At 34.9% G+C, this 24354-nt stretch carries 32 protein-coding genes; 21 read left to right on the top strand and 11 right to left on the bottom strand.

All coding sequences use genetic code 11. The features are described from left to right. Positions 1 to 102: 102 nt before the first annotated feature. Genes CER22_RS06765 through CER22_RS06780 form a run of 4 tightly spaced genes read left to right on the top strand, consistent with a single transcriptional unit; the run spans position 103 to position 2418 of the window. Complete coding sequence (locus tag CER22_RS06765) at positions 103 to 1203, top strand: FtsX-like permease family protein (RefSeq protein ID WP_088608410.1); 1101 nt, start codon at positions 103 to 105, stop codon at positions 1201 to 1203. After that, entirely contained in the window at positions 1204 to 1854 is a 651-nt protein-coding gene (locus CER22_RS06770; protein ID WP_088061998.1) for an ABC transporter ATP-binding protein, read from the top strand. It abuts the gene before it with no gap. Beyond that, complete coding sequence (locus tag CER22_RS06775) at positions 1842 to 2090, top strand: hypothetical protein (RefSeq protein WP_088608411.1); 249 nt, start codon at positions 1842 to 1844, stop codon at positions 2088 to 2090. The genes CER22_RS06770 and CER22_RS06775 overlap by 13 nt, the downstream gene beginning before the upstream one ends. Positions 2091 to 2145: 55 nt before the next feature. Then, positions 2146 to 2418 (top strand): hypothetical protein, encoded by a 273-nt coding sequence (locus CER22_RS06780; RefSeq protein ID WP_000576485.1) that lies wholly within the window; start codon positions 2146 to 2148, stop codon positions 2416 to 2418. Positions 2419 to 2480: 62 nt separating this feature from the next. On the opposite strand, the gene CER22_RS06785 is transcribed toward CER22_RS06780, so the two are convergent. Then, positions 2481 to 3782 carry an NCS2 family permease gene (locus CER22_RS06785; RefSeq protein WP_088608412.1) on the bottom strand — a complete coding sequence of 434 codons (1302 nt, stop codon included), beginning with the start codon at positions 3780 to 3782 and terminating at the stop codon, positions 2481 to 2483. Between the two features lie 203 nt (positions 3783 to 3985). Here CER22_RS06785 and CER22_RS06790 point away from each other — a divergent pair, with 203 nt between their 5' ends. From CER22_RS06790 to CER22_RS06800, 3 genes are all read left to right on the top strand, one after another. Continuing rightward, positions 3986 to 4852, top strand: coding sequence for an SDR family oxidoreductase (locus CER22_RS06790; protein ID WP_088608413.1), 867 nt, complete (start codon positions 3986 to 3988; stop codon positions 4850 to 4852). A gap of 68 nt (positions 4853 to 4920) precedes the next feature. Beyond that, on the top strand, positions 4921 to 5682 hold the full coding sequence (locus CER22_RS06795) for a L,D-transpeptidase (protein WP_088062006.1): 762 nt from the start codon (positions 4921 to 4923) through the stop codon (positions 5680 to 5682). A gap of 103 nt (positions 5683 to 5785) precedes the next feature. After that, the gene (locus CER22_RS06800; RefSeq protein ID WP_088062008.1) at positions 5786 to 6037 is read left to right on the top strand and encodes a hypothetical protein; all 252 of its coding nucleotides are present in this window, start codon (positions 5786 to 5788) and stop codon (positions 6035 to 6037) included. Between the two features lie 34 nt (positions 6038 to 6071). On the opposite strand, the gene CER22_RS06805 is transcribed toward CER22_RS06800, so the two are convergent. From CER22_RS06805 to CER22_RS06845, 9 genes are all read right to left on the bottom strand, one after another. Then, positions 6072 to 6287 carry a DUF1540 domain-containing protein gene (locus tag CER22_RS06805; protein ID WP_088062010.1) on the bottom strand — a complete coding sequence of 72 codons (216 nt, stop codon included), beginning with the start codon at positions 6285 to 6287 and terminating at the stop codon, positions 6072 to 6074. Between the two features lie 72 nt (positions 6288 to 6359). Further along, positions 6360 to 6812, bottom strand: coding sequence for a thioredoxin family protein (locus CER22_RS06810; RefSeq protein ID WP_088608414.1), 453 nt, complete (start codon positions 6810 to 6812; stop codon positions 6360 to 6362). 12 nt (positions 6813 to 6824) lie between these two features. Then, positions 6825 to 7244, bottom strand: coding sequence for a disulfide formation protein C (locus tag CER22_RS06815; protein WP_088608415.1), 420 nt, complete (start codon positions 7242 to 7244; stop codon positions 6825 to 6827). Positions 7245 to 7409: 165 nt separating this feature from the next. Further along, complete coding sequence (locus tag CER22_RS06820) at positions 7410 to 7658, bottom strand: YhdB family protein (RefSeq protein ID WP_001195461.1); 249 nt, start codon at positions 7656 to 7658, stop codon at positions 7410 to 7412. Positions 7659 to 7778: 120 nt separating this feature from the next. Beyond that, positions 7779 to 8288: a PCYCGC domain-containing protein gene (locus CER22_RS06825; protein WP_048545771.1), complete on the bottom strand. Its 510-nt coding sequence runs from the start codon at positions 8286 to 8288 to the stop codon at positions 7779 to 7781. Positions 8289 to 8333: 45 nt separating this feature from the next. After that, a complete protein-coding gene (locus CER22_RS06830) occupies positions 8334 to 9443 on the bottom strand; it encodes a GerAB/ArcD/ProY family transporter (RefSeq protein WP_088608416.1) in 1110 nt (369 codons plus the stop codon). Positions 9444 to 9459: 16 nt separating this feature from the next. After that, positions 9460 to 10542 carry a Ger(x)C family spore germination protein gene (locus CER22_RS06835; RefSeq protein ID WP_060487580.1) on the bottom strand — a complete coding sequence of 361 codons (1083 nt, stop codon included), beginning with the start codon at positions 10540 to 10542 and terminating at the stop codon, positions 9460 to 9462. Continuing rightward, positions 10539 to 12056 carry a spore germination protein gene (locus CER22_RS06840; RefSeq protein ID WP_088608417.1) on the bottom strand — a complete coding sequence of 506 codons (1518 nt, stop codon included), beginning with the start codon at positions 12054 to 12056 and terminating at the stop codon, positions 10539 to 10541. Before CER22_RS06840 ends, CER22_RS06835 begins: the two co-directional genes overlap by 4 nt. A gap of 127 nt (positions 12057 to 12183) precedes the next feature. After that, positions 12184 to 12780, bottom strand: coding sequence for a hypothetical protein (locus CER22_RS06845; protein WP_141542708.1), 597 nt, complete (start codon positions 12778 to 12780; stop codon positions 12184 to 12186). Positions 12781 to 13012: 232 nt separating this feature from the next. Here CER22_RS06845 and CER22_RS06850 point away from each other — a divergent pair, with 232 nt between their 5' ends. The 3 genes from CER22_RS06850 to CER22_RS06860 all read left to right on the top strand — a co-directional run bounded on the left by CER22_RS06850 (position 13013) and on the right by CER22_RS06860 (position 16473). Then, positions 13013 to 13573, top strand: a complete 561-nt coding sequence (locus CER22_RS06850; RefSeq protein WP_000214808.1) for a nitroreductase family protein — start codon at positions 13013 to 13015, stop codon at positions 13571 to 13573. A gap of 114 nt (positions 13574 to 13687) precedes the next feature. Beyond that, a complete protein-coding gene (spoVR, locus tag CER22_RS06855) occupies positions 13688 to 15103 on the top strand; it encodes a stage V sporulation protein SpoVR (protein WP_001202728.1) in 1416 nt (471 codons plus the stop codon). Between the two features lie 107 nt (positions 15104 to 15210). Beyond that, positions 15211 to 16473 (top strand): neutral/alkaline non-lysosomal ceramidase N-terminal domain-containing protein, encoded by a 1263-nt coding sequence (locus CER22_RS06860; RefSeq protein ID WP_088608418.1) that lies wholly within the window; start codon positions 15211 to 15213, stop codon positions 16471 to 16473. A 128-nt stretch (positions 16474 to 16601) separates the two neighbouring features. On the opposite strand, the gene CER22_RS06865 is transcribed toward CER22_RS06860, so the two are convergent. Next, on the bottom strand, positions 16602 to 17075 hold the full coding sequence (locus CER22_RS06865; RefSeq protein WP_088608419.1) for a MarR family winged helix-turn-helix transcriptional regulator: 474 nt from the start codon (positions 17073 to 17075) through the stop codon (positions 16602 to 16604). A gap of 143 nt (positions 17076 to 17218) precedes the next feature. Here CER22_RS06865 and CER22_RS06870 point away from each other — a divergent pair, with 143 nt between their 5' ends. The 11 genes from CER22_RS06870 to CER22_RS06920 all read left to right on the top strand — a co-directional run bounded on the left by CER22_RS06870 (position 17219) and on the right by CER22_RS06920 (position 24336). Next, on the top strand, positions 17219 to 17803 hold the full coding sequence (locus CER22_RS06870; RefSeq protein ID WP_088608420.1) for a DUF3238 domain-containing protein: 585 nt from the start codon (positions 17219 to 17221) through the stop codon (positions 17801 to 17803). 133 nt (positions 17804 to 17936) lie between these two features. Continuing rightward, on the top strand, positions 17937 to 18521 hold the full coding sequence (locus tag CER22_RS06875) for a DUF3238 domain-containing protein (RefSeq protein ID WP_088608421.1): 585 nt from the start codon (positions 17937 to 17939) through the stop codon (positions 18519 to 18521). 258 nt (positions 18522 to 18779) lie between these two features. After that, complete coding sequence (cdr, locus tag CER22_RS06880) at positions 18780 to 20444, top strand: CoA-disulfide reductase (RefSeq protein WP_088608422.1); 1665 nt, start codon at positions 18780 to 18782, stop codon at positions 20442 to 20444. A 185-nt stretch (positions 20445 to 20629) separates the two neighbouring features. After that, positions 20630 to 20893, top strand: coding sequence for a metal-sensitive transcriptional regulator (locus CER22_RS06885; RefSeq protein ID WP_000456206.1), 264 nt, complete (start codon positions 20630 to 20632; stop codon positions 20891 to 20893). 88 nt (positions 20894 to 20981) lie between these two features. Beyond that, on the top strand, positions 20982 to 21542 hold the full coding sequence (locus CER22_RS06890) for a sulfurtransferase TusA family protein (protein ID WP_088608423.1): 561 nt from the start codon (positions 20982 to 20984) through the stop codon (positions 21540 to 21542). Between the two features lie 38 nt (positions 21543 to 21580). Then, positions 21581 to 22711 (top strand): MBL fold metallo-hydrolase, encoded by a 1131-nt coding sequence (locus CER22_RS06895; RefSeq protein WP_088608424.1) that lies wholly within the window; start codon positions 21581 to 21583, stop codon positions 22709 to 22711. A gap of 38 nt (positions 22712 to 22749) precedes the next feature. Then, positions 22750 to 22977: a sulfurtransferase TusA family protein gene (locus CER22_RS06900; RefSeq protein ID WP_088608425.1), complete on the top strand. Its 228-nt coding sequence runs from the start codon at positions 22750 to 22752 to the stop codon at positions 22975 to 22977. Between the two features lie 24 nt (positions 22978 to 23001). Beyond that, a complete protein-coding gene (locus tag CER22_RS06905; protein WP_000864996.1) occupies positions 23002 to 23229 on the top strand; it encodes a sulfurtransferase TusA family protein in 228 nt (75 codons plus the stop codon). 66 nt (positions 23230 to 23295) lie between these two features. Continuing rightward, positions 23296 to 23655 (top strand): sulfurtransferase, encoded by a 360-nt coding sequence (locus tag CER22_RS06910; protein WP_088608426.1) that lies wholly within the window; start codon positions 23296 to 23298, stop codon positions 23653 to 23655. Positions 23656 to 23659: 4 nt separating this feature from the next. Next, entirely contained in the window at positions 23660 to 24025 is a 366-nt protein-coding gene (locus CER22_RS06915; protein WP_000382694.1) for a rhodanese-like domain-containing protein, read from the top strand. A 14-nt stretch (positions 24026 to 24039) separates the two neighbouring features. After that, positions 24040 to 24336, top strand: coding sequence for a rhodanese-like domain-containing protein (locus tag CER22_RS06920; protein WP_088608427.1), 297 nt, complete (start codon positions 24040 to 24042; stop codon positions 24334 to 24336). The last annotated feature ends 18 nt before the right edge of the window (positions 24337 to 24354 follow it).

Here is a 24354-nt window from a genome sequence, read left to right on the forward strand (position 1 = left end):
ATGAAAAAACGGTTGTTACCAAGTTTAATTATAGTAATTTCTTTAATTATTGCATTTTCTTCATCTATAGAATTTATTAGTAATCTGTCGTGATATCGAAAAATGATGACGGTAGCAAATCATTTATCGACTCATAAAAATTTCTATGAACTTTATGCGACGCAAGATATAACATTGTTTAGCGAAGAAAAAGCGAGAAATGATTATCAACAATTCATTCAAGGGTTATCTAATACGATACCAATAAAAAATACAACAAATTATTTGCTCCGTAACTATTCACTTAGCTTAAAAAAAGAAAATGGAACGATAAAGACTCTTATTATTGATAAAGATATTAATAAGTACTTTCATATCCGACTTTCACAAGGAAGGTATTTTGAGGAATCGGAATTTCATAAATCAGTATTTGATATTAGACCTGTTATATTAGGGGCTAATTATAAAGAGAAGGTATCTATTGGTGAGGTTATACCATCTGGAAAAATGAAGCTAAAAGTAATTGGCTTTTTAGAAAAAAATTCACCATTTACATATCCTCGGAGCGGTGAAATATCGGATAATCGTATTACATTATTAGATGACATGGCAATTTTACCAATTGGAACGGAAGAAATAGAGTTCTATAGTGTAGACCTGTTATACAATGGGTTAATTATAGAAACAAATGAGAATATAAATATAAATGAATTTCAAAAGAAAGTATTAAAGGTAACGGAAGGTAAGGGATATTCGTATTATGTTACAAATCCGAATAAATTGTTAGAAAACGAAAAGCAAGGTATTGATAATATGTCATACCCCTTATTATTAAGCGGTACAGTCTTATTTTTTTCATTTCTATCTATCGTATTAACATCAATGGCCGCACTTTATATGGAGCGTAAAAATATTTCTATTAAATCAGCGTTAGGTGCAAGTACTTTTCAAATATGTCTTCCATTTATTATTGAGTATATGTTGTTATTCATTTTATCGATATGTATAGGAATTATGTATTTTCAATGGGAGAATAGCGGAGTAATTGAAATTCAAAAAGAGCTAGAAAATAGTACCATATCTTTTTTTGGAACGTTACAAGTCTCTATAGAATCATTGGTTGTTATAGGTGCTCTATCAATTGCAATGATCCTCGTTATATATACAATCATTTATTTCAATGTACTAAAAATAAAAAATACATATATGAAAGAGGTGTTATAGATGATTCAGCTTGCAAATGTGGCTAAGGGATACGGAAAGAGTAATTTTAGTGCTTTAAAAGATATTAATCTTACAATAGAAAAAGGCGAAATGATAGCTATTATGGGACCCTCTGGTTCGGGGAAATCTACTCTCCTTAACATTATTGGCTTAATCGATAGCCCCTCTGCTGGAAAGTATTTTTTAGATGGAATGGATACGAGTACATTAAAGGCCAACTATCATAAGTATAGAAATAAGGAAGTTGGATTTGTGTTTCAGAACTTTTCGCTACTAGATGATTATACAGTTATTGAAAATGTAATGCTCCCGCTTATATATAGAAAAATCTCTCATACGAAACGTATACAAATATCAAAAGAAATGCTGGAAATGGTAGGGCTGGAGAGACATATTAACAAGTATCCTCACGAATTATCTGGAGGAGAGCAGCAAAGGACAGCGATAGCGAGGGCATTAGCACAAGATACAAAAATTATACTTGCTGATGAACCGACTGGTGCTCTCGATCAAGAAAACGGAGAAAAAATTATGAGCATTTTAAAAGAGGTTCATAAACAAGGAAAAACGGTGCTAGTTGTTACACATGATCAAAAGGTAGCTGCATACTGCCAGAGGACAATACGTTTACTCGATGGATGTATGGTATAATATGGATAAAAGTATGTGAAGAGGTGATACATATGGAAAATGTATATAAAGGTCTTAGGCATACTGGATTTACTATGATGTTTATTTTTAGTGGTGTATTTTTACTGCGCTGGTTCATTCATGATGAAATGCTACTGGATCAGCTTATTGGATTTAGTGTAGGGATGGTAATGGTTATTTCGTCAGTGTTCATTCAAAAGTACAGTAAAGAATTACAGGTGAATGAAAAATATTAATAAGTTTTAACTTCTTTTATATTGTTCATAGTTTAGGAATAGTGGAGGCTTTCGTATGATTTTCTTATTTGTAGTATATTTTGTGATCATTATGACATTAGTAATTACGTTTCTTCTTTCAAAAAAATCATATAAGAAGCCTATTATTAAATATATACCAACGTTAATATTGTTTATTTTAGCTTTCATTTCTTCTGTTATGTTTGTATTGAATAACGGAATGGGAGAGCTGATAATAGCGGTATTTTTAGGGATTGCAGCGATAGTGAACGGTCTTTTACTTCTTGTATTGAAAGTAGTTCGTGTGATTGTTGCAAAAGGAAAATAGAGCATCGAAATTCGATGCTCTATTTTTTTATACATAAAAAAAATCCCTCTTTATGAGGAATTTTAATGTGGTAAGAAAATCAATTGATAAGCGAACAAGATTCCGAATACATACACAAGTGGGTGAACAGAACGGAATTTACCTTTTGCCACTTTCATAAGTGGGTATGAAATAAATCCAAGTGCGATACCTGTTGCGATACTTGATGTAAGTGGCATGCTTAATATTACTAAGAATGCTGGGAATGCTTCATCAAATGTGTCCCAATCGATGTGGCGAACTGATCCCATCATAAGACTACCAACGATAATTAATGATGGTGCAGTAATAGCTGATACGCCAGAAACAGCACTTACTAATGGTCCGAAGAATGCTGCTAGTGCAAATAGAACAGCTACTGTAACAGTTGTTAAACCAGTACGACCACCAGCTGCAACACCAGCAGATGATTCAATGTACGCTGTTGATGGTGTTGTTCCGAACATAGAACCGATTGTTGCTGAGAATGAGTCAGATAGAAGAGCTCGTCCAGCTTTTGGAAGCTTTCCATCTTTCATAAATCCACCTTGTTGAGCAACTCCAAGTAATGTACCTGTTGTATCAAATAATGTAACAAGGAAGAATGAAAATACAACGCCGTACAATCCGTAGTTAATTACATCAGATACAGCAGTAATTGGATTGGAAACGATGATTCCTTCTGGTAATCCAGGCATTGATGTAACGCCGTTTGAGAACGATAATTGTCCTGTGAAGTAAGCGATAATACCAGTTAATAGCATTCCGATAAATAGTGCACCATTTACATTTAAAGACATAAGGACAATTGTAATTCCAAGTCCAGCTAATGCTAGTAGTACTGGAGCAGAGTGAAAATCACCAAGTCCAACTAAGTTTGCTTCATTTTTTGTAACGATACCTGTTAAACGTAAACCGATAAAGGCGATGAAAAGACCGATACCAGCAGTAATTGCATGTTTTAAGTTTTCAGGAATTGCTTCCATTAATTTTGTACGGAAAGATGTGAATGATAACAAAATTAAAATCATACCTGCTACGAATACAGCAGAGAATGCAATTGCGAAAGTCATGCCTTCATGAGCTTTTACAACAGAGTAAGAGAAGTAAGCATTTAATCCCATACCTGGTGCGATTGCGATTGGTAAGTTTGTAAAGATTGCCATAAATAATGTTCCGACAACAGCAGCGATAATTGTTGCTGTAAATGCTTGTTCAAATGGAACACCTGCATCCCCAAGGATGACAGGGTTTACGACAATGATATATGCCATTGTTAAGAAGGTAATAATACCTGCCATAATTTCAGTTTTAATAGAAGTTTTATGTTTTGAAAGGTTAAACATATAAACATCCTTTCTGTTTACGAATAATTTTCACAACAGTTATATATAATATTCGTTTTTTAACTATTTTGCAATAGTTTTGCATAAAAAGTTTACAACAATTCATATTTTGTGTCTTAAATTCGAATATTAATCGTAAAACGATGTGTGAATTTCAGTTTTTATTGTGCGCATATTATAAGGAAAAGGAGTTGAAAGAAGATATGCCACAGCAAAAAAACTTTGTAACAATGCCAGCGCAACATCAAAATAAACAACCTGGTATTGAATCGTTAATGAATCCTCTACCACAGTTCGAAGACCCAAATTATAAAGGAAGCGAAAAGTTAAAAGGAAAAAATATATTAATTACAGGAGGAGATAGTGGGATTGGACGCGCTGTTTCCATCGCTTTTGCGAAAGAGGGAGCAAATATTGCGATTGCGTATTTAGATGAGGAGGAAGATGCAAATGAGACGAAACAATATGTTGAGAAAGAGGGGGGGAAATGTGTATTGTTGCCGGGTGATTTAAGTAATGAACAGCATTGTAAAGATATTGTAGAAGAGACCGTTCGGCAGCTAGGTAGTTTGAATGTTTTAGTAAATAATGTCGCGCAGCAATATCCGCAGCAAGGGCTAGAGTATATTACAGCAGAACAGCTAGAAAAGAATTTTCGTATTAATATTTTTTCTTATTTTCACGTTACGAAAGCAGCACTTTCTCATTTAAAGCAAGGGGATGTCATTATAAATACGGCGTCTATCGTTGCGTATGAAGGAAATGAAACTTTAATTGATTATTCCGCAACGAAAGGAGCAATCGTAGCTTTTACAAGATCGCTTTCTCAATCGTTAGTGCAAAGAGGGATTCGTGTAAATGGTGTTGCGCCGGGACCAATTTGGACACCACTTATCCCATCGAGTTTTGATGAGAAGAAAGTCTCTCAGTTTGGAAGCAATGTTCCGATGCAAAGACCTGGTCAACCATATGAACTAGCGCCAGCATATGTATACTTAGCGTCTGATGATTCATCCTATGTTACCGGACAAATGATGCATGTAAATGGAGGCGTTATTGTAAATGGATAGTTTTCATTGATAAGAGCAAAGTAAAGTTAATTCCACTAATTATATTGAGCGCTAGGGGAGGGATATAGATGAAAAAATTATATTTCGTCATACTATTATTTTTCATCCTACCGGTTAGTGCTTTTGCTGATACAGATCATTTAATATTAGTGAATCTTACGACAAACCAGTTGTCTTTTTTTGAAAATGGAAATTATACAAAAACATTCCCCGTAACAACTGGAAGAGATCGTACACCTACGCCTGAAGGTAATTTTTGTATTATAACTAAATTTAAAAATAAAGAATACCATCGAAAAAAAATAGCTGGTGGTGCACCGAATAATCCTCTCGGTACGCGTTGGTTAGGTTTGGATAAAAAGGAGTATGCGATTCATGGAACAAATCGGGAATGGACGATTGGAAGCCGAGAGTCGAATGGCTGTATTCGCATGCATGACCGGGATATACAATGGTTATATGATCGGGTGCAATTACAGACGAAAGTAATCATTTCTCGTTTTCATACGAGCCCTGAATATGAAGCGAATAAGCTTGGTTACCGCGTTGTGAGCTGGAATGGTCGTAAAATAGAAGAAGAGCAAATTGGCATGCTTACGTTAGTAGACCGTGCTGATATATATTGGCAAGAACCAAATGGGCAGTTAACGAAAGTGAAAACGGTATTGCCGAACGAAAGATATGCAGTGTACTCAAAACGAAAAGATGGAATATATTATATAGGAAACAATTTGTATATTGTGGATGAAACAGGAGAAAAAATTCGTTATGAGCAAATTCCTGCCTCGACTTTAAGTAATATATATAAACGGAAATATAATGTTCCATAATGGCTACCGTATTACAGACGGTAGCTTATTTCTACTTCGAGTTTAACTGCAACTATTGTATTTTGCTGAATATAATACAGTACAGATAGGGGGCGGTTACATTATGAAAAGTGAATTTGCTTTTAAAGTTTTCTTAGTAACGACCTGTTTATTTATCGTGTATTTGTATGCGTTTCTCGTCTTTTCTTTTTATGTTCCATATTTTGATTTAATATTATTTTTCGGATTTATTTGGGCATTTGTGAAAGCGAGAGAAGGAGAGAAGAGTATATATCGGCGCATTACCTTATGTGGGACAGTTGTTCTCGTTATTTTGTACTTTTTTATCATGCATGATTTTTGGAGAGGAATGTAAAAAAAGCATACGAGTAATCGTATGCTTTTTATGTTTAATATTTTGGCTTAAATGTATGACAACAAGTTTCTACACTCGTTGCTACAGAACTTTCTAGCGTCTCGTTTGTTAAAACCGCACCTGTATACGAATCATTTGCATTCGAACCGGCCTCTTGTGCATCTGGTTGAACAACGATTGCACTTGCTTGACAAAAGTTACCTTGTCCCCAAAATGAGCAATTGGAAACAGAACATTTCACTTCTGGCATAAAACCCCCTCCTTATACATTAGTTTGGGATTTTACGCCCATTTCATGTGTAGAAGGAGTTTCCTTTTCGCATTATTTTTTTGTTTGCTCAAGCCATTCTTTTAATTTGTCTTTCGGTTGTTCACCACTAATACGGCTTACTTCTTTGCCATCTTTAAAGTGAATGATTGTTGGAGTTCCTTTAATTTTATATTCATCCCAAGGAGCATCTAGTTTTTCAATATCCATAACTTTCATATCAACGTTCAAGTCTTTAGCCATTGGTACTACGACAGGAGATAGCTTTTGGCAATGAACGCAAGATGTTTGATAAAAGTATACTGTTTCTTCTTTTTTCTCTTTTAAATTCTTTTGAAGATCTGAAAGAGAGATTTTGTTTGTATAGTAGTCAGGGCCATTTGTTTTACTATCAGTAGCATTATCAATTTTTTGACTAGTAGCATTTTTTTCTTCCATTTGTGTGACAGCGAAAATTGCTGCAAACAAAGCGATAATAATACCACCAAATATAAGCATTTTTTTCATTGTTTCATCTCCTTATTTGTTTTTTATTACAATAAAACTACATACAGCGATTGTAATAAAGCCGATAAGTGCTAAAAACGGGATTGTAATAAAACCAAACCAGTTTATGAATTCTCCGGTGCAGGATACACGGCCGCAAGCTGCTCCAGCAGCTGAAAATGCTGGGACTTTTTGAATTGCATAGTGATATAAAGAAATACAAGCACCGATACTTGCAATTGGTAAAGAATAACTTGCGATGCGATAATCTTTCTTTGCTACAGCGATACCAAGCCATAAAACGAATGGATACATAAAAATACGTTGATACCAACAAAGTACACAAGGTTCAAATTTCATGATTTCGGAAAAGTACAGACTTCCTAGTGTAGCGATAAAAGAAGCTCCCCATGCGGTAAGTAAAGCATATTCTTGCTTTTTTTCTCGTCCCATATTTTATACCTCTCTTATAATAGTTACATACTAAATTATAGTATGAAGTAGCACAGAAAAGAAAGAAAAAATATGTTTATCAATAAAAGTTTTATAAGGGGAAACTTTTATTGATATAAACATTTTAAAAAAGCGCTATTCTCATAAAGAGAATAGCGCTATATTTTACATTTGAATTTGCTCTACTTCTTCTATATGTGACTTTTGGGATGCATGGTCAATATATTGAAATAGGAGCTGCAATTGTTTATCAACTTCTGGCATTTCTTTACTGTATTGATAAGCGTGTAAAAAATGTTCAATACGCTTAGAAAATAGTTGATCGTTCGTTTGAACCATAAGAACGAGTAATTTATCCCAATTACAGCTATACGTGTAATAGAGAGCTTTGTCATAGTCGTTATATGTTTGCACTGTGTACCCTCCTTACTGAGGAGTTATATATAGTGTGTGACAAGCAAGGAGAAATACACTTGAAAGAATTTGTTAAGAAAAAAAGCGAATGAAAAGAAAAAACGAGGAATATCCCCGTTTTTAAGCTTTTGGCATTGGCGTAGGTGTTGGCTTGCCGTAGCCCTCTTTATATTTATTGTCGATATAGTTACGAATTTCGAGCGTTGATTTTCCTTTTTGTTTCATGGAAGCAGATTCAACCGCGATTTCTAAGCAATTGACGCAAGTCGTTGCATGGGAGTCCCAAACAACTTCACCATTCTTTTTCATTTCACGAATAAAGCAGTTTTTATTATTTTTATGTCCCACACTCTCACCGCAACCGCAGTAACATGGAATCCAATCTAATAGCTCTGCATTTTGCCCAGCGACAGTGTAGATATCTTTCATTTGTGGATCAAGCTTGTCTAGGAAGGTAGGAAGTGTGTCGACTCCTTTTGTTTTTTCTTGAATGTCAGCTTGCTGAGTGTGCGATGCGTGGTCATGCTCTTCTTTTGATTCAGATGATTTCTTTTCATTTGTACTAGTAGCTCCGCAACCAGCAAGAATTAAACTTAGTACTGCAAGTAAAGAAAATACATATTTCTTCATACGCTTGTCCCCTTTACAAATGTATTACTCAAATTGTATCAGAGATTATGGTGTATCGGTTGAAGATTTTTTCGACGGATTTTTGAAACGCCATCGTACTGAATGGAATAGAAATAAAATTGGGATATAAGCGTATACAATATATAAACCCGCTTTAGATAGTACTGTATTTAATGTGTTGATACTTTCACGATTTGTGAAAAATAAGGAAGCTGTAAAGACCATGAAAATAAAAAATGGTAATGTGAATGTAAAGGGAATATGGAATGAACGCTTCATCGTTTGACATGATGACCAAATGGTTAAACAAAGGTTTGGCAAAATAATTAAAAACCAAACGAAAATAATAATATATTCAAAGCGTTGAATGAAAGGGACTTTAATGATTTTTAACATTGTTAAAGTAGGCCAAATCGTGTGATTTAATTGGCCCTCGCTATAATACATAAAAGATACGATGGCTAAAACTACATAAATTAAGGTACTAAAAGCAATACCTGCATGAGCCCATCTTTTTAAGGATTTTCCTTTTTCAATAAATGGATAGAAGATTAAGATTGTCTCAAAACCAAGAAACTCTAACGCAGAGTGTTTTGCAGATATAAGCATGTCAAAAGGTGAATGTGTAAAAATAGGTAAAATATTGCGGAAATGTGCATATTTCATTGGATAAATTAAAAAGAATACAACGAAAATAGGAAGAACGACTCCCCAAAAACATATTCCCGTCACAGAGCGAAATCCTCCCTTTATAATATAGTAAGTCACTAATAAAAACATAAGGGTTAGTTTCCATAACTTAATGGTAGGGAAAATCCAAACTTGTATTACTTCCATATATGTACGAAGAACAGTAAGGCAAAATAATAAGCAATAAAGAGTAAAAATTACAGAAAATATAGAACCGATCCATTTTCCAAAGCTTGTTGTATGAATGCTAATTAAATCGCCATCTTTTTCTAACATTTTTAGCATGCAAAACAGTACAATATGAGTTGCAATACCTGCTATGATTAGAGATATCCAAGCGTCATAACCAGCATTTTTTAAAATTACCCGTTGATATCCTAGAATTCCTATTCCAATTTGAAGAGAATGTAACAAAACAAATGCAAAATATGGAGAGACAGTCTTTGTTTTATTCATTGTATGCATTGCTTATTTCACCTCACTATTCTCCAATTCCAGATTGTACAATGTTAATATCTAAATTTATATCCACAGCTATATTCGGGTACATATTTCGAATTTGGTTTATATTCCATTTTCTCGTATGGCTTCTAATTTCATCGCGTATTCCTAAAGGATCAATTCTCTTTTGTTGAAATTGTTTTATTAATTCTTCACAATCTTGTTCAACGTTTCGTTCAATTTGTTTTTTTATATAATTGATATTTGTTTTTTTTCTTAAATCAATCCAATTAGGGGAGTTTTTAATTAGTCCATTTAGTTTTAAATGGATTTTTACTTTTGGTATGTCACCAGTTTGATCAATATCATACTTGCTTTCCCCAGCTAAGTTTTGTATGACAACCATACCTTTATGTTTGTTCTTCTTTATCGCTGCTTCGTAACGTCCATTTTTCGTAGGGTTAATAAGTAATTTTGCTAAAACAGAATGTCTTTTATCTGTATACATAACGACTTTATCACCTTTTAAAAAAGCAAGTCCTTTGACAGCCACGGAATGATTATCGTCCATTTTAATATAAGGAACATACGCATCACATACAGAAGAGTAGTAATTATATAAAAAAATGTTTAATGTGGTTTGTGGAATGTTCTCGTTTCGTATATTTTGTTCAAGTAAATCAGCAATGTATAACGAACCATTTTTTTTTACATAATTTAAAAGCTCTTCAGCCGAGCCATCTACAATTGCTAGTTGTACATCACGCCCGATATTTGGGTCACGTTGTAAGTTAGTAATAATTTCCCCCATTCCTTGTTCTCCTAGATCTTTTCCAAATAGAACGACACGCATTTGACCTACAACTACATTGTGGGGGGATTTTGCATTTAATCGTGAAGCGATTGTTTCAAGTGAGCGGGCAGATGTTGATTGAGTTTCTGGTTTCGATTTTACACCATGTGTATACTCTGGAAATAAGATCGTTCCTTGGAATCTTTTGTTTTTTGTGATGTCAAATCCAGCAATATGAATAATACGCTGTGTATCCACTATATACGTTTGTGTACAGCCAGTTTGTAGAACAAAAAGGGGTATAATAAGGAACAATAAGAGTTTTTTCATTCATTATCACCATCACGTTTTTGCTTCGCTTTGTTTGGATTATAACGCCATTTAGATTTTGGTCTAAGGGAAGAAGGCCTTTGTGCAGTTTGGCTAAACGGTAAACGGAAAAAACCTTCCGCTGTACCTAAACCACGAAATGGATATAAAGGTAATAAATAAGGTGATCCAAGTGATTTTAATTTAATTAAATGAGCTAAAATAAACACAAACCCGACAATAAGACCTAATCCACCAAATGCACCAGCTAAAAGAATAAGCGGGAATCGTAACAACCGAATAGTAGAAGACATTTTTACAGTCGGCGTTGTGAAAGATGCAAGAGCGGATAAAGCAACTGCAATTAATAAAATCGTACTCGTTAAAGCGGCTTCAACAGATGCTTGCCCAATTACAATCCCGCCAACAATACCAATTGTTTGTCCGACTTTCGTCGGTAAACGTGCTCCCGCTTCACGAAGCAATTCGATTGTAATCTCTAGAAAGAGTGCTTCTAGAATAGGCGGGAAAGGTACGTTCGCTCTCGAGAAAATAATAGGTCCTAGTAAATCAGCAGGAATCATTTGATAATGATATGTTAAAGCCGCTGTATAAATAGCGGAGGAAAAAAGAGAAAATATAGCTCCGAAAAAACGGATAACGCGAAAGAACGATCCAATCATCCACGGTAAATAATAATCTTCTGGTGAAATGAAAAAATCTAGTAACGTTGTCGGTCCTAATAAAGCATATGGAGAGCCATCTGTTAAAATTAAAACTTCCCCGTTAATTAATGCAAATACTGCTCGATCTAATCGTTCTGTAGGTAATAGAACAGGGAATGGTGAATTGCTATTATCACTGATAAATTGCTCAATCATAGTCGAATCAAAGGGAACATCAAAGTCAATGTCTTCTAGTCGTTGTATTGCAGTGTTGATAAATTGTTCATTTGTAACCCCTTCAATATAAGCAACTGCTACTTTCGTTTTTGACATAGATCCAACGATAACTTCTTTGAAAATGAGTTGCTCCGTTACAATATTTCGGCGCAATAAGTGTATATTTGTATCAAGGTTTTCAACGAAACCGATTTTAGGTCCAATTACGCTATACTCATTTTCTGTATCGTTATATAATCGTGTTCCTAAAACAGTACTTTCGGCACGAATTAAAGCATATTGATCGGGATTCGAATTGCTTTTTAAGCGTACTAAAATATATCCACCTAATAATTTCTCACGAATATCATCAATAGAGGGAGAGGTAATAATATCTTCAATGGAGACAATATTACATAGGTCAGAGATATTTTGAATATGTTCTGATTCCTTTTTCATAGGAGTTAAAATAAACTGTTTAATAATAAGTGCTTCCACGACAGATTTATAATAAAACAAGCATAACGTTTCATCTTCAAGTACGTTATAAGATACAAAATCGCTAGATTCTTTCATGGTATGTATAAATTCTGGAATAGAACAAAGTGGTTTTGCCGTAGTCTTTTTGGATTTTTCAGATGAGAAACCGAACATTTTTATACCCCCTGACATATAGCATTTACTTATGTTAGTTTTTGGGAAAGGCGGGAATTTATACTTGAAAATTGAAAGTTCATAAAGAAAAGGAAGGGTATTGGGAATCCCTTCCTTTTTTGGCGTATTAATTTGTTTTCTTTTCCTTAATAGACTTCACTAATTTAATCATTTCTGCTCGTATATCTTCTTTTTTTACATTTAATTTTTCTGCAATTTGTTTAATGTCCATTCCGTCTTTTTTCATTTTTAGTACATCATCAAGAGGAGTGTTACTTTTTTGAGAGATGATTGTTAATACCGTGAGCTGACGTAATCCGATATTATAATCTTTCATTTTTTGTTTTAGGCCGTCTGGTGTAGATTTTTGCATATTTGCTAATTCTTGCAGCAGTGCTTTTTTCGTCTCTTTATTCATATGATGCTTTTTTAATTTACTTGGATCTACACCGAAATGCTGGGCTGTTTTCTCCCAAGATTTATTTTGCTTATAGTAAGCTAAAACGTCTTTTATTTCTTTTTTACCGATTCTTGCAATGTGAGCAGCTTTCCAAATTTCATGTTTGTTATAGCCGAGTTTTTCGAGCGACTGCATTTCTTCTTCTGAAATAGGCTTATGATGGTGCAATGTTATTTCTTTTGGCGTGGCAGCGAAAGTAGGGAAGACGGTTGCCCCGAATAATAATGTTGCCATAGTCATACTTACTGCGATTTTTTTGTACATATAAACTCCTCCTAGATGGATAATGTGGAAAACTGTACACATATCATTTCCATAAAATGTGAAATACTTGTGAACAAGTTAAGTTTTTTTATTCACAGTATAAAATGACGTTTTTGGAAGTTTTCCAACATAAAACATTGATTAATAGTAAAAAACTAAGGTATAATCGAAATTGAAAATCAATATCAATAACAAATGTATACATATAGATGAAAATAAGGGAGAGAAAAATATGACTACATATACTTCCATCGCAAATGTGATTAAAGAAAGACGCTCTGTACGTACATTTACAGATAAAGCTGTAGATAAAGAGTTATTAATTGAACTATTAAACGACGCAACATGGGCACCGAATCATAAACACCGTGAACCATGGAATTGTAAATTATACATTGGAGAAGGCCGCAAAAAATTAGTAGATGCAGTATTAAACTCTTTCACAGAAGAAGAAAGAGCGAAACGCGGCAAAATTTTATCAGATCGTTTCTTAAGCACGCCGGCACAAATTGTTGTTTATATTAATGAAGATCCACGTCAAATTCAACGCGACGAAGATTACGCTGCAACATGTGCATTTATGCAAAACTTCCAACTGCTTGCTTGGGAACGTGGCTTAGGTTGCGTTTGGAAATCAGGCGGATTAAACTACAATCCATTATTTATAGAAGGACTTGGTTTAACAAGAGGTCAACGCATCGTTGGAATTCTTCACCTTGGCTATTTCGATAAAGCACCAGAAGGAAAAGCTCGTACGCCGATTACGGAGAAGATGGAGATTATTGAAGGTTAATAGATGAGACATTCTCGTTTTTATGAGGATGTCTTTTTATTATGCAATCAATCCTCATGAAAGCTTGTTCCTCATCATACACTTTCTTAAGGGAAAGTGTAAGGAGGGAAAATAATGAGAGCAAGTGAAGATAAAGCGCTGCAATATGCGATTGCGGAAATTACGGAAATTGCGACTGGATTTGGGCTTGATTTTTATCCGATGCGTTATGAAGTATGTCCAGCGGAAATTATTTATACATTTGGTGCATATGGGATGCCGACGAGGTTTTCGCATTGGAGTTTTGGAAAGCAATTTTTCAGAATGAAATTACAATACGATTTAGGACTTAGTAAAATTTATGAACTCGTTATTAACTCTAATCCATGTTACGCCTTTTTATTAGATACGAATTCTTTAATTCAAAATAAATTAATCGTGGCGCACGTTTTAGCGCACTGTGATTTCTTCAAAAATAATATTCGTTTCTCTAATACGAAACGCGATATGGTGGAGAGTATGGCAGCGACAGCAGATCGTGTGAAGGCGTATGAACATAAGTATGGAAGAGAAGAGGTAGAAACGTTCTTGGATGCAGTACTTGCCATTCAAGAACATATTGATCCATCGCTTATGCGTCCGAAACTTGCTTGGAGTATTGGAGATTTAGAAGAGGATGTAGAAAAGAAAAAGATATCACAGTACGATGATTTATGGAATTTAGATGATCGAAACAAAAAGAGGGAACGACCTAATATGCATAAAAAGAAGAAAATCCCACCGCAGCCAGAAAAAGATTTACTCCTCTTTATTGAAGAATATAGCCGTGAGCTAGAAGAGTGGCAGCGCGACATATTAACGATGATGCGCGAGGAAATGTTATATTTCTGGCCACAGCTTGAAACGAAGATTATGAATGAAGGCTGGGCTTCCTTCTGGCATCAACGCATACTTCGTGAAATGGACTTAACATCTTCTGAAGCGATTGAATTCGCAAAGCTTAATGCAGGTGTAGTTCAACCATCAAAAACAAGCATTAACCCATACTACCTCGGTATTAAAATGTTTGAAGATATTGAAGAACGTTACAACAACCCGACAGAAGAAATGAAGCGACGCGGTGTAAAACCAGGATCTGGTCGAGATAAAATTTTTGAAGTACGTGAAATTGAGTGGGACGTATCGTTCTTAAGAAACTACTTAAATAAAGACCTCGTAATGAGAGAAGATATGTACTTATTCCAGCGCCAAGGAAAAGAATATAAAGTAATAGATAAAGAATGGGAACATGTGCGTGATCAGCTCGTAAATATGCGTACAAATGGTGGCTTCCCGTACTTAGTAGTAGAAGACGGGGACTACTTAAAGAACGGAGAGTTGTACATTAAACATAGTTACGAAGGGATCGAGCTCGATTTAAAATACTTAGAAAAAGTATTGCCATACCTTCATCAATTATGGGGAAGAACGGTGCATATGGAGTCGATTGTGGAGAGTAAGGGCGTTGTATTTTCTTATGATGGGAAGATGGTGCATCGGAAGTATGTGTGATGAAAAGAACGGACATAGAATGCTATGTCCGTTCTTTTTTATTTGGAACAAGGTTAAATATGCTATTCTTGAAAAAGGGAGTTACATAGAGAAATGGAGCGATTCAAATGAGCAAAATAGGGGTATGCAAGGTGGATATTACGCCGCCTGTCGGTATTGATTTTGTCGGATACCATAGAGAGACAGGAATAAATAATATTGAAGAGCGTATTTACGGGACGGTCTTTGTATTTGAAAAAAATGAAATGAAAACGGTGTTTATAAGTGTTGATAATATTGGGATGTTAGTAGAAGATACGAATGTTATTCGTGAGCGAGTAGCTAGTAGGCTTCATGTGCCATTTGAGCGAATAACAGTTGTTTATACACATACACACTCTGGTCCAGAAACAGTCGGTGAGCAACCTTTAGTAAATTCGTATAAAACGAGTTTAGTAAATAATGTAGTGCAAGGTGCGGTTACTGCGGATAACAACTTGAAGCTCTGTGAAGTTGGCTGGGGTGTTACGACAGGTGATATTGGGGTCAACCGAAGAGAGAGAACATCTGATGGAAGAGCAAAGATGGGAACAAATATAGAAGGTGTTGTAGATAAACGAATTGGTATGTTAGCAATAAGACATGCTGAAACGAAGGAGCTATCTGGAATTATTGTATTTTGTACTGCGCATCCGAATGTTTTAAAAGGTGATAGCGATGTATTATCAGCGGATTATCCTGGAATGACGAGGGAGATTCTTGAGAAAATCGTAAACTGTCCTGTTATTATTATGCAAGGAGCTGCTGGTAATGTAAATGCGAAGCATCGTGGTTCAAGGGAAGCATTAAAGAAAATGGCTTACACACTTAGTGGACATGTATTAACGATGTTGCCAATAGTTACATATAGCCCAATTGTAAATTTAAGAACAGTTTCGAGTATGATGCAAATGAAGTTGAAAGATATTCCAGAAATTCATGAGATACGAAGAATGGCTCAATTAGCGGAGAAGCAGTGGGGTGTGAACACGGATGAATGGTTTACTATCGTTTTAGAGAAATATAAGCAAGGTATTCGGCAGTTACGTATTGATTTGGAAGTTCAACTGTTTCAAGTTAATGATGGTATGTTCTCTGGTATACCGATGGAACCTTTTTCAGAAACTGCGTTAGAAGTGAAAGAGAGTCTTCAAAATGAACTAGCTTTCTTTGGTGGATATACGAACGGATATATTGGTTATTTACCTACAAAGGAAGAGTATGTATATGGTGGATATGAAGTGGAATTAAGTCCTGTCGTATATGGGCCAGCTACAAATTTGTTGATGCCACCGGAGGAGAATACGGCGAGTTTGATTGTGCAGAGAGTTATGAAATCATATAATGTTTAAAATATAGACTTTCATGTATTTAATATAAAATTTAAAAGAAACAATAATTATTAATAAAACTGTAAAAAACGAATCCATTTTGAAAAAGAATAATCAAAATGGATTCGTTTTTTATATGGAGTTTTTGTTTACCAAACAGGGCGTATATTTGATGATAATTTTCCTGTATTTTTTTTAGTAACGAATGTTGTTAAATCTTCTTTAAGCATTTGCATTCGTTCTGCACCTATGTTTTCAATCCATCGCTGTTCTATTTCAGCTATTATTTCTTCTTTTGCTTTCATTACTGACAAACCACGTTCGGTTAAAATAATGATCTTACCTCTTTTATCAGTAGGATGCGTTTTACGTGTAACGTAACCACTACTCTCAAGAGAATCTACCATTTTACTTACAGCTTGTTTGGAAATCCCTAAATACTCAGCTAGTTCTATACCAGTTGTTCCATTAGGAAGAATGCGTTTGAACATAAAACCATGTGCTGGCCTAATATCTTCAAATCCTAATTCACTTAATTTTTCATGTAGTTCAGTAATTAATGTACTGAAAGATAATGATAAAAGTGAAGTAAGGTCTAGTTCGTTAAATGTTGAATGATCCATGTATATAACCTCCGTAATTATAGTCAATTAAGTTGACTACATGTGAAACCTATTGTACTATACAGAATATAGTCAATCAAATTGACTATATTCTGTATAGTACAAATAATGATTTATATAAATAGAATCAATGGAGGTTTCACATGGTTAATATCGTTAAAATTAGAGGGAGTGTATTTGCACCATATGCATCGCTGGAACCTATTAAGGATTCTGCAACAGGAAGAGTGTTTGAATATGCTGGAGATGCACGTGAGTTTACACCATACGCTGTGAACACAAAGCGTTCAAGATTAGAACAAGAAGTGAATATTGATTTTTATAAAAAAGAAATTTTCACATATGCAGATGCTTGTATCGTCACTGTGAAGATTACAAATCCAGATGGCTCAATTGAGTATCAAAAAGGAGAAACAAGTACAGAAAGCATTGTATGTACAAATATTGTATGGAGTGAAGATGAAGTTTCATTTGAAATGAGAGCAAGTGCAAGTAATCCGTTAAACACGACAGCACCTGCAGCTGACTATTTTTTGACTATACGAGTTAATGAATGTGGTACTGTGCATGTTGAAGGTGTACACGATGGTTTCCCTTGCTATGAATTTTATAAACAAATAGACTTTGGTTTATTTGAATTAATATACACACATGATTTCAGAGAAACGGATGATACCCCAGCAGCACTAGCTGGAGAAATGGAATATAGTTTTAAAACGACAATCTAATAAATATAGCGCTATTTTTCAGAAGGAAGTAGCAAACGTTAAAAGAGAAATCTATTGATTATGGGACCGAAATTGTGATCTGTTTTACTCAATGATATGCAGTATTTAAAATAAAATTATAGAGGTGTTTCTTATGACTAATATCGTTAAAATTAGAGCCAGTGTATTTATTCCAATGTCTTGGACTGAAGCTAAGAAGGATATGGAAACGGGAAAAGTAATCCAATTCGAAGGTGATTCCCGTGAATTTACACCGTATGCGGTAAACGCTATGCGCTCTAGAGTTGAGCAAGAGGTAGTAGTGGATTTTTATAAAGAAGAAGTGTTTTCATATGCGGACACGGGTATTACGACAGAGAAGGTTACAAACCCAGATGGTTCGGTGAATAAAAGAACAGGAAAAGCGAGTACTGAAAATATTGTGTGTACGGATATTGAATGGAATTCTGATGGTGTGCAATTCAAAATGAGAGCAAGTGCAAGTAATCCGTTAAATGTGTATGCTCCTCCTGTGGACTATTTATTAACTGTATGTGTGAAAAAGGATGGTAGTATTAATATTCAAGGAGAACATGATGGTTTCCCTTGCTATGAATTTTATAAGCAAGTAGATTTCGGTTCATTTGAACAAATTTATACACATGATTTTAGAGAAACTGGTGATACACCTGAAGCGTTAGGTGGAGAAATGGATTATAGTTTTACAAAGAGTTTATAGGAAGTATGACAAATTACTTCATCCGTAAATGAATTCAGCCGTCAAAAATAAGTATTACTCCATACTACGCCGCCTTTAGGCATGGATTTAATCATACAGAAAGGAACCTGGAGATATCTAGGTTTTTTTGTTTCGAATTTGTGAACAAAAGATATATATATTGAAAATGATTTTTGTATATTTTATTATATACCCATACGGGTATAAGTTTTCTGTTTTTGATACATTAAGAAAATAAATAAGATGGAGGTTTGAAATATGTCTAGAAAAATTGTAGTAGTAGGTGGAGTTGCCGGCGGGGCATCAGTAGCTGCAAGGCTTCGTCGTTTAAGCGAAGAAGATGAAATTATTATGGTGGAGCGTGGTGAATATATTTCATTTGCAAATTGTGGCTTACCATACTATATTGGCGGTGTCATTACAGAAAGACAAAAGTTATTAGTACAAACTGTTGAAAGGATGTCAAAGCGTTTTAATTTAGATATACGTGTATTGAGTGAAGTGGTAAAGATAAATAAAGAAGAGAAAACAATTACTATAAAGAATGTAACTACAAATGAAACATATAACGAGGAATATGATATTTTAATTCTTTCACCAGGGGCAAAACCAATCGTTCCACCTATTCCAGGTATTGAAGAAGCGAAGGCGTTGTTTACGTTACGAAATGTACCTGATACAGATCGTATTAAAGCGTACATTGATGAGAAGAAACCACATCATGCGACGGTTATTGGTGGCGGATTTATTGGAGTAGAAATGGTTGAAAACTTAAGAGAACGAGGAATTGATGTTACTCTTGTAGAGATGGCAAATCAAGTAATGCCACCAATTGATTATGAAATGGCAGCATATGTGCATGAGCATATGAAAAAGCACAATGTTGAGCTTGTTTTAGAAGATGGTGTAGATGCATTAGAAGAGCACGGGACTGTTGTACGTTTAAAAAGTGGTTCAATCATAAAGACAGATATGATTATTTTAGCAATTGGTGTGCAACCAGAGAGCAGTTTAGCGAAGGATGCAGGGTTAGCACTAGGAGTTAGAGGAACGATAAAGGTAGATGAGAGTTTTCAAACGTCGGACCCGCACATATATGCAATTGGTGATGCGATTGAAGTAAAGGATTTTGTTACAGAAACAGAAACGATGATTCCGTTAGCGTGGCCAGCTAATCGTCAAGGTCGCATGTTAGCAGATATTATTCATGGTCATACGGATTCTTTATATAAAGGTACGATGGGAACTTCTGTAGCTAAAGTTTTTGATTTAACAGTTGCTGCGACGGGAGTAAATGAGAAAATATTAAAACGATTAAATATACCCTATGAGGTAGTACATGTACAGGCGAATTCGCATGCCGGATATTATCCGAATGCGACGCCAGTGTTAATAAAATTAATTTTTAATAAAGAAAGCGGAAAAATTTATGGGGCGCAGGCGTTAGGGCGTGACGGTGTAGATAAGCGTATTGATGTTATTGCAACGGCAATGAAGGCAAACTTAACCGTAATTGATTTGCCAGATTTAGAATTATCATATGCCCCGCCTTATTCTTCTGCAAAAGACCCAGTAAACATGGTGGGGTATGCGGCAAGTAATATAGTAGATGGTTTTGTGGACACAGTACAATGGCATGAGGTAGATCGTATTGTTGAAAATGGTGGATATCTTATTGATGTTCGAGAGCCTAATGAACTCAAACAAGGAATGATTAAAGGTTCTATTAATATCCCCTTAGATGAGTTACGTGATCGTTTGGATGAAGTACCGGTAGATAAAGAAATATATATTACCTGTCAACTTGGTATGAGAGGTTATGTCGCAGCGCGCATGTTAATGGAAAAAGGATATAAGGTAAAGAATGTAGATGGTGGCTTTAAATTGTATGGGACAGTATTACCAGAACGTGTTGCGTATTAATATTTTTTCATCTTCCACTTCAAAATTTAGTGGAAGATGAAAGCTTATGTATTAAGGTTTCACTTTTTGTTTTGTGAATATATAAGATAAACATTAAAAATAGGGGTTTACAAAATACCCTATAGGGTATAATATATTGTCATAGGTTATAAATAGTGACATAATGGTAATGAGGTGATTATAGAATGGAATATAATCAAGATATGAAAAATAGATTGAAACGTATTGAAGGTCAGGTTCGTGGTGTGCTTCGTATGATGGAAGAAGGAAAAGATTGCCGAGAGGTTATTACACAGTTAACGGCATCTCGTTCTGCACTTGATCGTACAATTGGACTTGTTGTTGGAACGAATTTAGAGCAATGTTTGCGTGAGCAGTTTGAAAGCGGTAATGGTTCAAATGAAGAGTTAATTAAAGAAGCTGTTCAATTACTTGTAAAAAGCCGATAATCTGTCAAACATAATTGTTGACAGATTTTCAAAAACACTTTAACATACCCCTACAGGTATATGTATATAAATTATGGAGGAATCGACTATGAGTATAAAAGTGGATATGAATCTAGATTGTAAAGGTTTGGCTTGTCCGATGCCGATTGTAAAGACGAAGAAGGCGATGGAAGGATTAACGTCAGGGCAAGTGATTGAAGTTCAGGCAACAGATAAAGGGTCTACTGTAGATATACAAAGTTGGACGAGTAAAGTAGGTCATCAATATATCGGGACGAAACAAGAAGGTGATGTATTGATGCATTACGTTAGAAAAGCAAATGAGCATGAAATGAATGAAATAGTGAAATATCCTCATACAATTACGAATTCGGAATTGGAAGAGATATTATTAAGTGGTGAAGAGTGTATTGTAGTAGATGTTCGTGAAGCGGCGGAATTCGTTTTTGGTCATATTCCATCGGCTGTTTCCGTGCCGTTAGGAGAATTAGACAGTGCAGCGTTAGATCAGAAGAAGCAAATTTATGTTGTTTGCCGAACTGGTAACCGTAGTGATGTAGCTTGCCACATGTTGAAAGAGAAAGGTTATGCAAATGTGAAAAATGTCATTCCAGGCATGTTAGAGTGGCAAGGTAATGTGGAAAAATAAAATTTTTTAAATAAAAATATACCTATGGGGGTAATGAGATGAACGTTAAACCGTTACAAGCAAAAGATGTTGCAGAGAAAGTTTTATTCGGAGAGTTATTTATTTTAGATGTTCGTAATGAGGCGGATTATGAAGATTGGAAAATTGAAGGAAAAGAAGTTACTTCAATGAATGTGCCGTACTTTGATTTATTAGAGGGTGTAGATCATATTGTAAGTGAACTACCTAAAGATAAAGATGTTTTAGTAGTATGCGCAAAAGAAGGGTCTTCTATATTTGTGGCAGAGCAATTAACAGAGGCTGGATTAGAAAATGTTTATTATTTATCTGGTGGTATGAAGGCTTGGAGTGAATATATAAAGCCTATAAAAGTTGGAGATTTAAAAGATGGCGGAAGTATGTATCAGTTTAACCGTCTTGGAAAAGGTTGCTTATCTTATATGGTCGTTTCAAACGGTGAAGCAGCAGTTATTGATGCAGTAAGAACAGTTGAAGCGTACGAAGAGTTTGCGAAAGAGCATGGTGTTACGATTACGAATGTAATGGATACACATTTACATGCAGACCATATTTCTGGCGGACGTAAGTTAGCGGAAAAAGTAGGTGGTACGTATTGGTTGCCGCCAAAAGATGCGAAGGAAGTTGTGTTCTCATATAAACCACTTGTTGAAGGATCTGTTATTACGGTGGGGGGTACTAAAATTGAAATTGACGCATTATACTCACCGGGGCATACGATTGGAAGTACGTCATTTATTGTAGATGATTCCTATTTATTATCAGGCGATATTTTATTTGTAGATTCAATTGGGCGTCCAGACCTTGCTGGGAAAGCTGAAGATTGGGTAAGTGATTTACGTACTACTTTGTATAGCCGATATAAAGAACTATCTCAAAACTTAGTTGTGTTACCGGCTCATTATTCAAAAATAAGTGAAATGGACGAGAGTGGCATTGTTAGTGCTAAATTAAAAGATTTATTTGCGTATAATGCAGGATTAAATATTGAGGATGAGAGAGAGTTTCGTAAAGTTGTAACAGAGAATTTACCACCTCAACCGAATGCATATCAAGAAATTCGTCAAACAAATATGGGGCGATTAAATCCAAGTCAAGACGAAGAGCGTGAAATGGAGATTGGTCCAAACCGTTGTGCTGTTCATAATTAATTCGGTTTCAAATGAAATAAAAACAGGAGGTATATAAGATGAAGGTGAAAGAAGTATTAGATGTAAAAGGATTAGCATGTCCAATGCCAATTGTGAAAACAAAGAAGGCGATGGAAGCATTACAATTGGGGGAAGTGTTAGAAGTACACTTAACAGATAAAGGTGCGATTAAAGATATTCCAGCATGGTCACAAAAAGGCGGTCATGAAGTGTTAAAGCATACAGAAGAAGACGGCGAATTAAAGTTCTGGATTAAGAAAGCTTAATTATAAAAATAGGAGGCATATAAGATGAAAGTGAAAGAAGTATTAGATGTAAAAGGATTAGCATGTCCAATGCCAATTGTAAAAACAAAGAAGGCAATGGAAGCATTACAATCGGGGGAAGTGTTAGAAGTACACTTAACAGATAAAGGTGCGATTAAAGATATTCCAGCATGGTCACAAAAAGGCGGTCATGAAGTGTTAAAACACACGGAAGAATCTGGTGAATTAAAATTCTGGATCAAGAAAGCATAGCAGTTCAATAACAAGTGGAAGATTACATCTTATGCTTATTATTGAAAGTAAAGAGGATAATCATATATGTTTTATATAGTTATATCTCTACTAGTATGGATGCTAGGAATTTTAGTAAAACGTTACATTCCGGTTTTAAACGTTGCATATATTTCGTTAGAACAAGTAAGGAAAATGGAAAGTGTTGTTGTAGATGTACGCAATTATACAGAGAGTCACAGTGATAACACTTCTAGAATTATGTGTATACCGTATGCGTATTTAAAACGGTATTATCATGAAATACCAAATAAGCCTTTGCATCTTATTGTTCATAATAAAGTGGATCGGAATTTAAGTGTTCGTTTTTTAAGAAAGAAAGGGTTCCATATTCAAAGCTATAGTTTATATTTGGACGGGAAAAAAGCACAAAAGGAGTTTAAATAGTTTTATGGATGTAAAGACAATATTAAATGTAATCTTAATTGTACTTGTATCGTGGTTTATTATTTCTCGCTTCTTACCAGTTAGAGGAGTAAAAAATATTTCAGGAAAAGATTTAAAACGGATGATGGGGCAAAAGAATAAACAATTTATCGATGTACGTACAGTAGGTGAGTATAGAGGGAATCATATGAAAGGGTTTCAGAATATCCCATTAAATGAGTTAGCTAGTAAAGCAAATCAATTAGATAAAAATAAGGAAGTAATCGTTATTTGTCAGAGCGGGATGAGAAGTAAGCAAGCAGCAAAGGTATTAAAGAAATTAGGATTTCAGCACGTTATCAATGTTTCAGGCGGTATGAATGGTTTGTGAGGAGGAAATTTAAAATGAAAGAAATGACAGTAAAAGAATTAGAAGAAAAATTGTTACGTAAAGAAGCAGTCAATATCGTAGACGTACGTGAAGTAGAAGAAGTTGCCGAGGGGAAAATCCCAGAAGCATGTAATATTCCACTAGGACTATTAGAGTTTCGTATGCATGAGTTGGATAAAAAGAAAGAGTATATTATCGTTTGTCGTTCTGGCGGAAGAAGTGCACGAGCAGTTCAGTTTTTAGAGAGCTACGGTTTTCAAGCAATTAATATGGTAGGTGGTATGTTAGCATGGGAAGGTAAAGGCGTATAGTACAGAGATACATGATTT

This window comes from Bacillus sp. K2I17, assembly GCF_002209985.1.
In the GTDB taxonomy this organism is placed as follows: domain Bacteria; phylum Bacillota; class Bacilli; order Bacillales; family Bacillaceae_G; genus Bacillus_A; species Bacillus_A wiedmannii.

Excerpts from the sequence above, each read along its gene's own strand:
- CER22_RS06765 (WP_088608410.1), top strand. The coding sequence starts at position 103 with ATGATGACGGTAGCAAATCATTTATCGACTCATAAAAATTTCTATGAA.
- CER22_RS06770 (WP_088061998.1), top strand. The coding sequence starts at position 1,204 with ATGATTCAGCTTGCAAATGTGGCTAAGGGATACGGAAAGAGTAATTTT.
- CER22_RS06775 (WP_088608411.1), top strand. The coding sequence starts at position 1,842 with ATGTATGGTATAATATGGATAAAAGTATGTGAAGAGGTGATACATATG.
- CER22_RS06780 (WP_000576485.1), top strand. The coding sequence starts at position 2,146 with ATGATTTTCTTATTTGTAGTATATTTTGTGATCATTATGACATTAGTA.
- CER22_RS06785 (WP_088608412.1), bottom strand. The coding sequence starts at position 3,782 with ATGTTTAACCTTTCAAAACATAAAACTTCTATTAAAACTGAAATTATG.
- CER22_RS06790 (WP_088608413.1), top strand. The coding sequence starts at position 3,986 with ATGCCACAGCAAAAAAACTTTGTAACAATGCCAGCGCAACATCAAAAT.
- CER22_RS06795 (WP_088062006.1), top strand. The coding sequence starts at position 4,921 with ATGAAAAAATTATATTTCGTCATACTATTATTTTTCATCCTACCGGTT.
- CER22_RS06800 (WP_088062008.1), top strand. The coding sequence starts at position 5,786 with ATGAAAAGTGAATTTGCTTTTAAAGTTTTCTTAGTAACGACCTGTTTA.
- CER22_RS06805 (WP_088062010.1), bottom strand. The coding sequence starts at position 6,287 with ATGCCAGAAGTGAAATGTTCTGTTTCCAATTGCTCATTTTGGGGACAA.
- CER22_RS06810 (WP_088608414.1), bottom strand. The coding sequence starts at position 6,812 with ATGAAAAAAATGCTTATATTTGGTGGTATTATTATCGCTTTGTTTGCA.
- CER22_RS06815 (WP_088608415.1), bottom strand. The coding sequence starts at position 7,244 with ATGGGACGAGAAAAAAAGCAAGAATATGCTTTACTTACCGCATGGGGA.
- CER22_RS06825 (WP_048545771.1), bottom strand. The coding sequence starts at position 8,288 with ATGAAGAAATATGTATTTTCTTTACTTGCAGTACTAAGTTTAATTCTT.
- CER22_RS06830 (WP_088608416.1), bottom strand. The coding sequence starts at position 9,443 with ATGCATACAATGAATAAAACAAAGACTGTCTCTCCATATTTTGCATTT.
- CER22_RS06835 (WP_060487580.1), bottom strand. The coding sequence starts at position 10,542 with ATGAAAAAACTCTTATTGTTCCTTATTATACCCCTTTTTGTTCTACAA.
- CER22_RS06840 (WP_088608417.1), bottom strand. The coding sequence starts at position 12,056 with ATGTTCGGTTTCTCATCTGAAAAATCCAAAAAGACTACGGCAAAACCA.
- CER22_RS06845 (WP_141542708.1), bottom strand. The coding sequence starts at position 12,780 with ATGTACAAAAAAATCGCAGTAAGTATGACTATGGCAACATTATTATTC.
- CER22_RS06850 (WP_000214808.1), top strand. The coding sequence starts at position 13,013 with ATGACTACATATACTTCCATCGCAAATGTGATTAAAGAAAGACGCTCT.
- spoVR (WP_001202728.1), top strand. The coding sequence starts at position 13,688 with ATGAGAGCAAGTGAAGATAAAGCGCTGCAATATGCGATTGCGGAAATT.
- CER22_RS06860 (WP_088608418.1), top strand. The coding sequence starts at position 15,211 with ATGAGCAAAATAGGGGTATGCAAGGTGGATATTACGCCGCCTGTCGGT.
- CER22_RS06865 (WP_088608419.1), bottom strand. The coding sequence starts at position 17,075 with ATGGATCATTCAACATTTAACGAACTAGACCTTACTTCACTTTTATCA.
- CER22_RS06870 (WP_088608420.1), top strand. The coding sequence starts at position 17,219 with ATGGTTAATATCGTTAAAATTAGAGGGAGTGTATTTGCACCATATGCA.
- CER22_RS06875 (WP_088608421.1), top strand. The coding sequence starts at position 17,937 with ATGACTAATATCGTTAAAATTAGAGCCAGTGTATTTATTCCAATGTCT.
- cdr (WP_088608422.1), top strand. The coding sequence starts at position 18,780 with ATGTCTAGAAAAATTGTAGTAGTAGGTGGAGTTGCCGGCGGGGCATCA.
- CER22_RS06885 (WP_000456206.1), top strand. The coding sequence starts at position 20,630 with ATGGAATATAATCAAGATATGAAAAATAGATTGAAACGTATTGAAGGT.
- CER22_RS06890 (WP_088608423.1), top strand. The coding sequence starts at position 20,982 with ATGAGTATAAAAGTGGATATGAATCTAGATTGTAAAGGTTTGGCTTGT.
- CER22_RS06895 (WP_088608424.1), top strand. The coding sequence starts at position 21,581 with ATGAACGTTAAACCGTTACAAGCAAAAGATGTTGCAGAGAAAGTTTTA.
- CER22_RS06900 (WP_088608425.1), top strand. The coding sequence starts at position 22,750 with ATGAAGGTGAAAGAAGTATTAGATGTAAAAGGATTAGCATGTCCAATG.
- CER22_RS06905 (WP_000864996.1), top strand. The coding sequence starts at position 23,002 with ATGAAAGTGAAAGAAGTATTAGATGTAAAAGGATTAGCATGTCCAATG.
- CER22_RS06910 (WP_088608426.1), top strand. The coding sequence starts at position 23,296 with ATGTTTTATATAGTTATATCTCTACTAGTATGGATGCTAGGAATTTTA.
- CER22_RS06915 (WP_000382694.1), top strand. The coding sequence starts at position 23,660 with ATGGATGTAAAGACAATATTAAATGTAATCTTAATTGTACTTGTATCG.
- CER22_RS06920 (WP_088608427.1), top strand. The coding sequence starts at position 24,040 with ATGAAAGAAATGACAGTAAAAGAATTAGAAGAAAAATTGTTACGTAAA.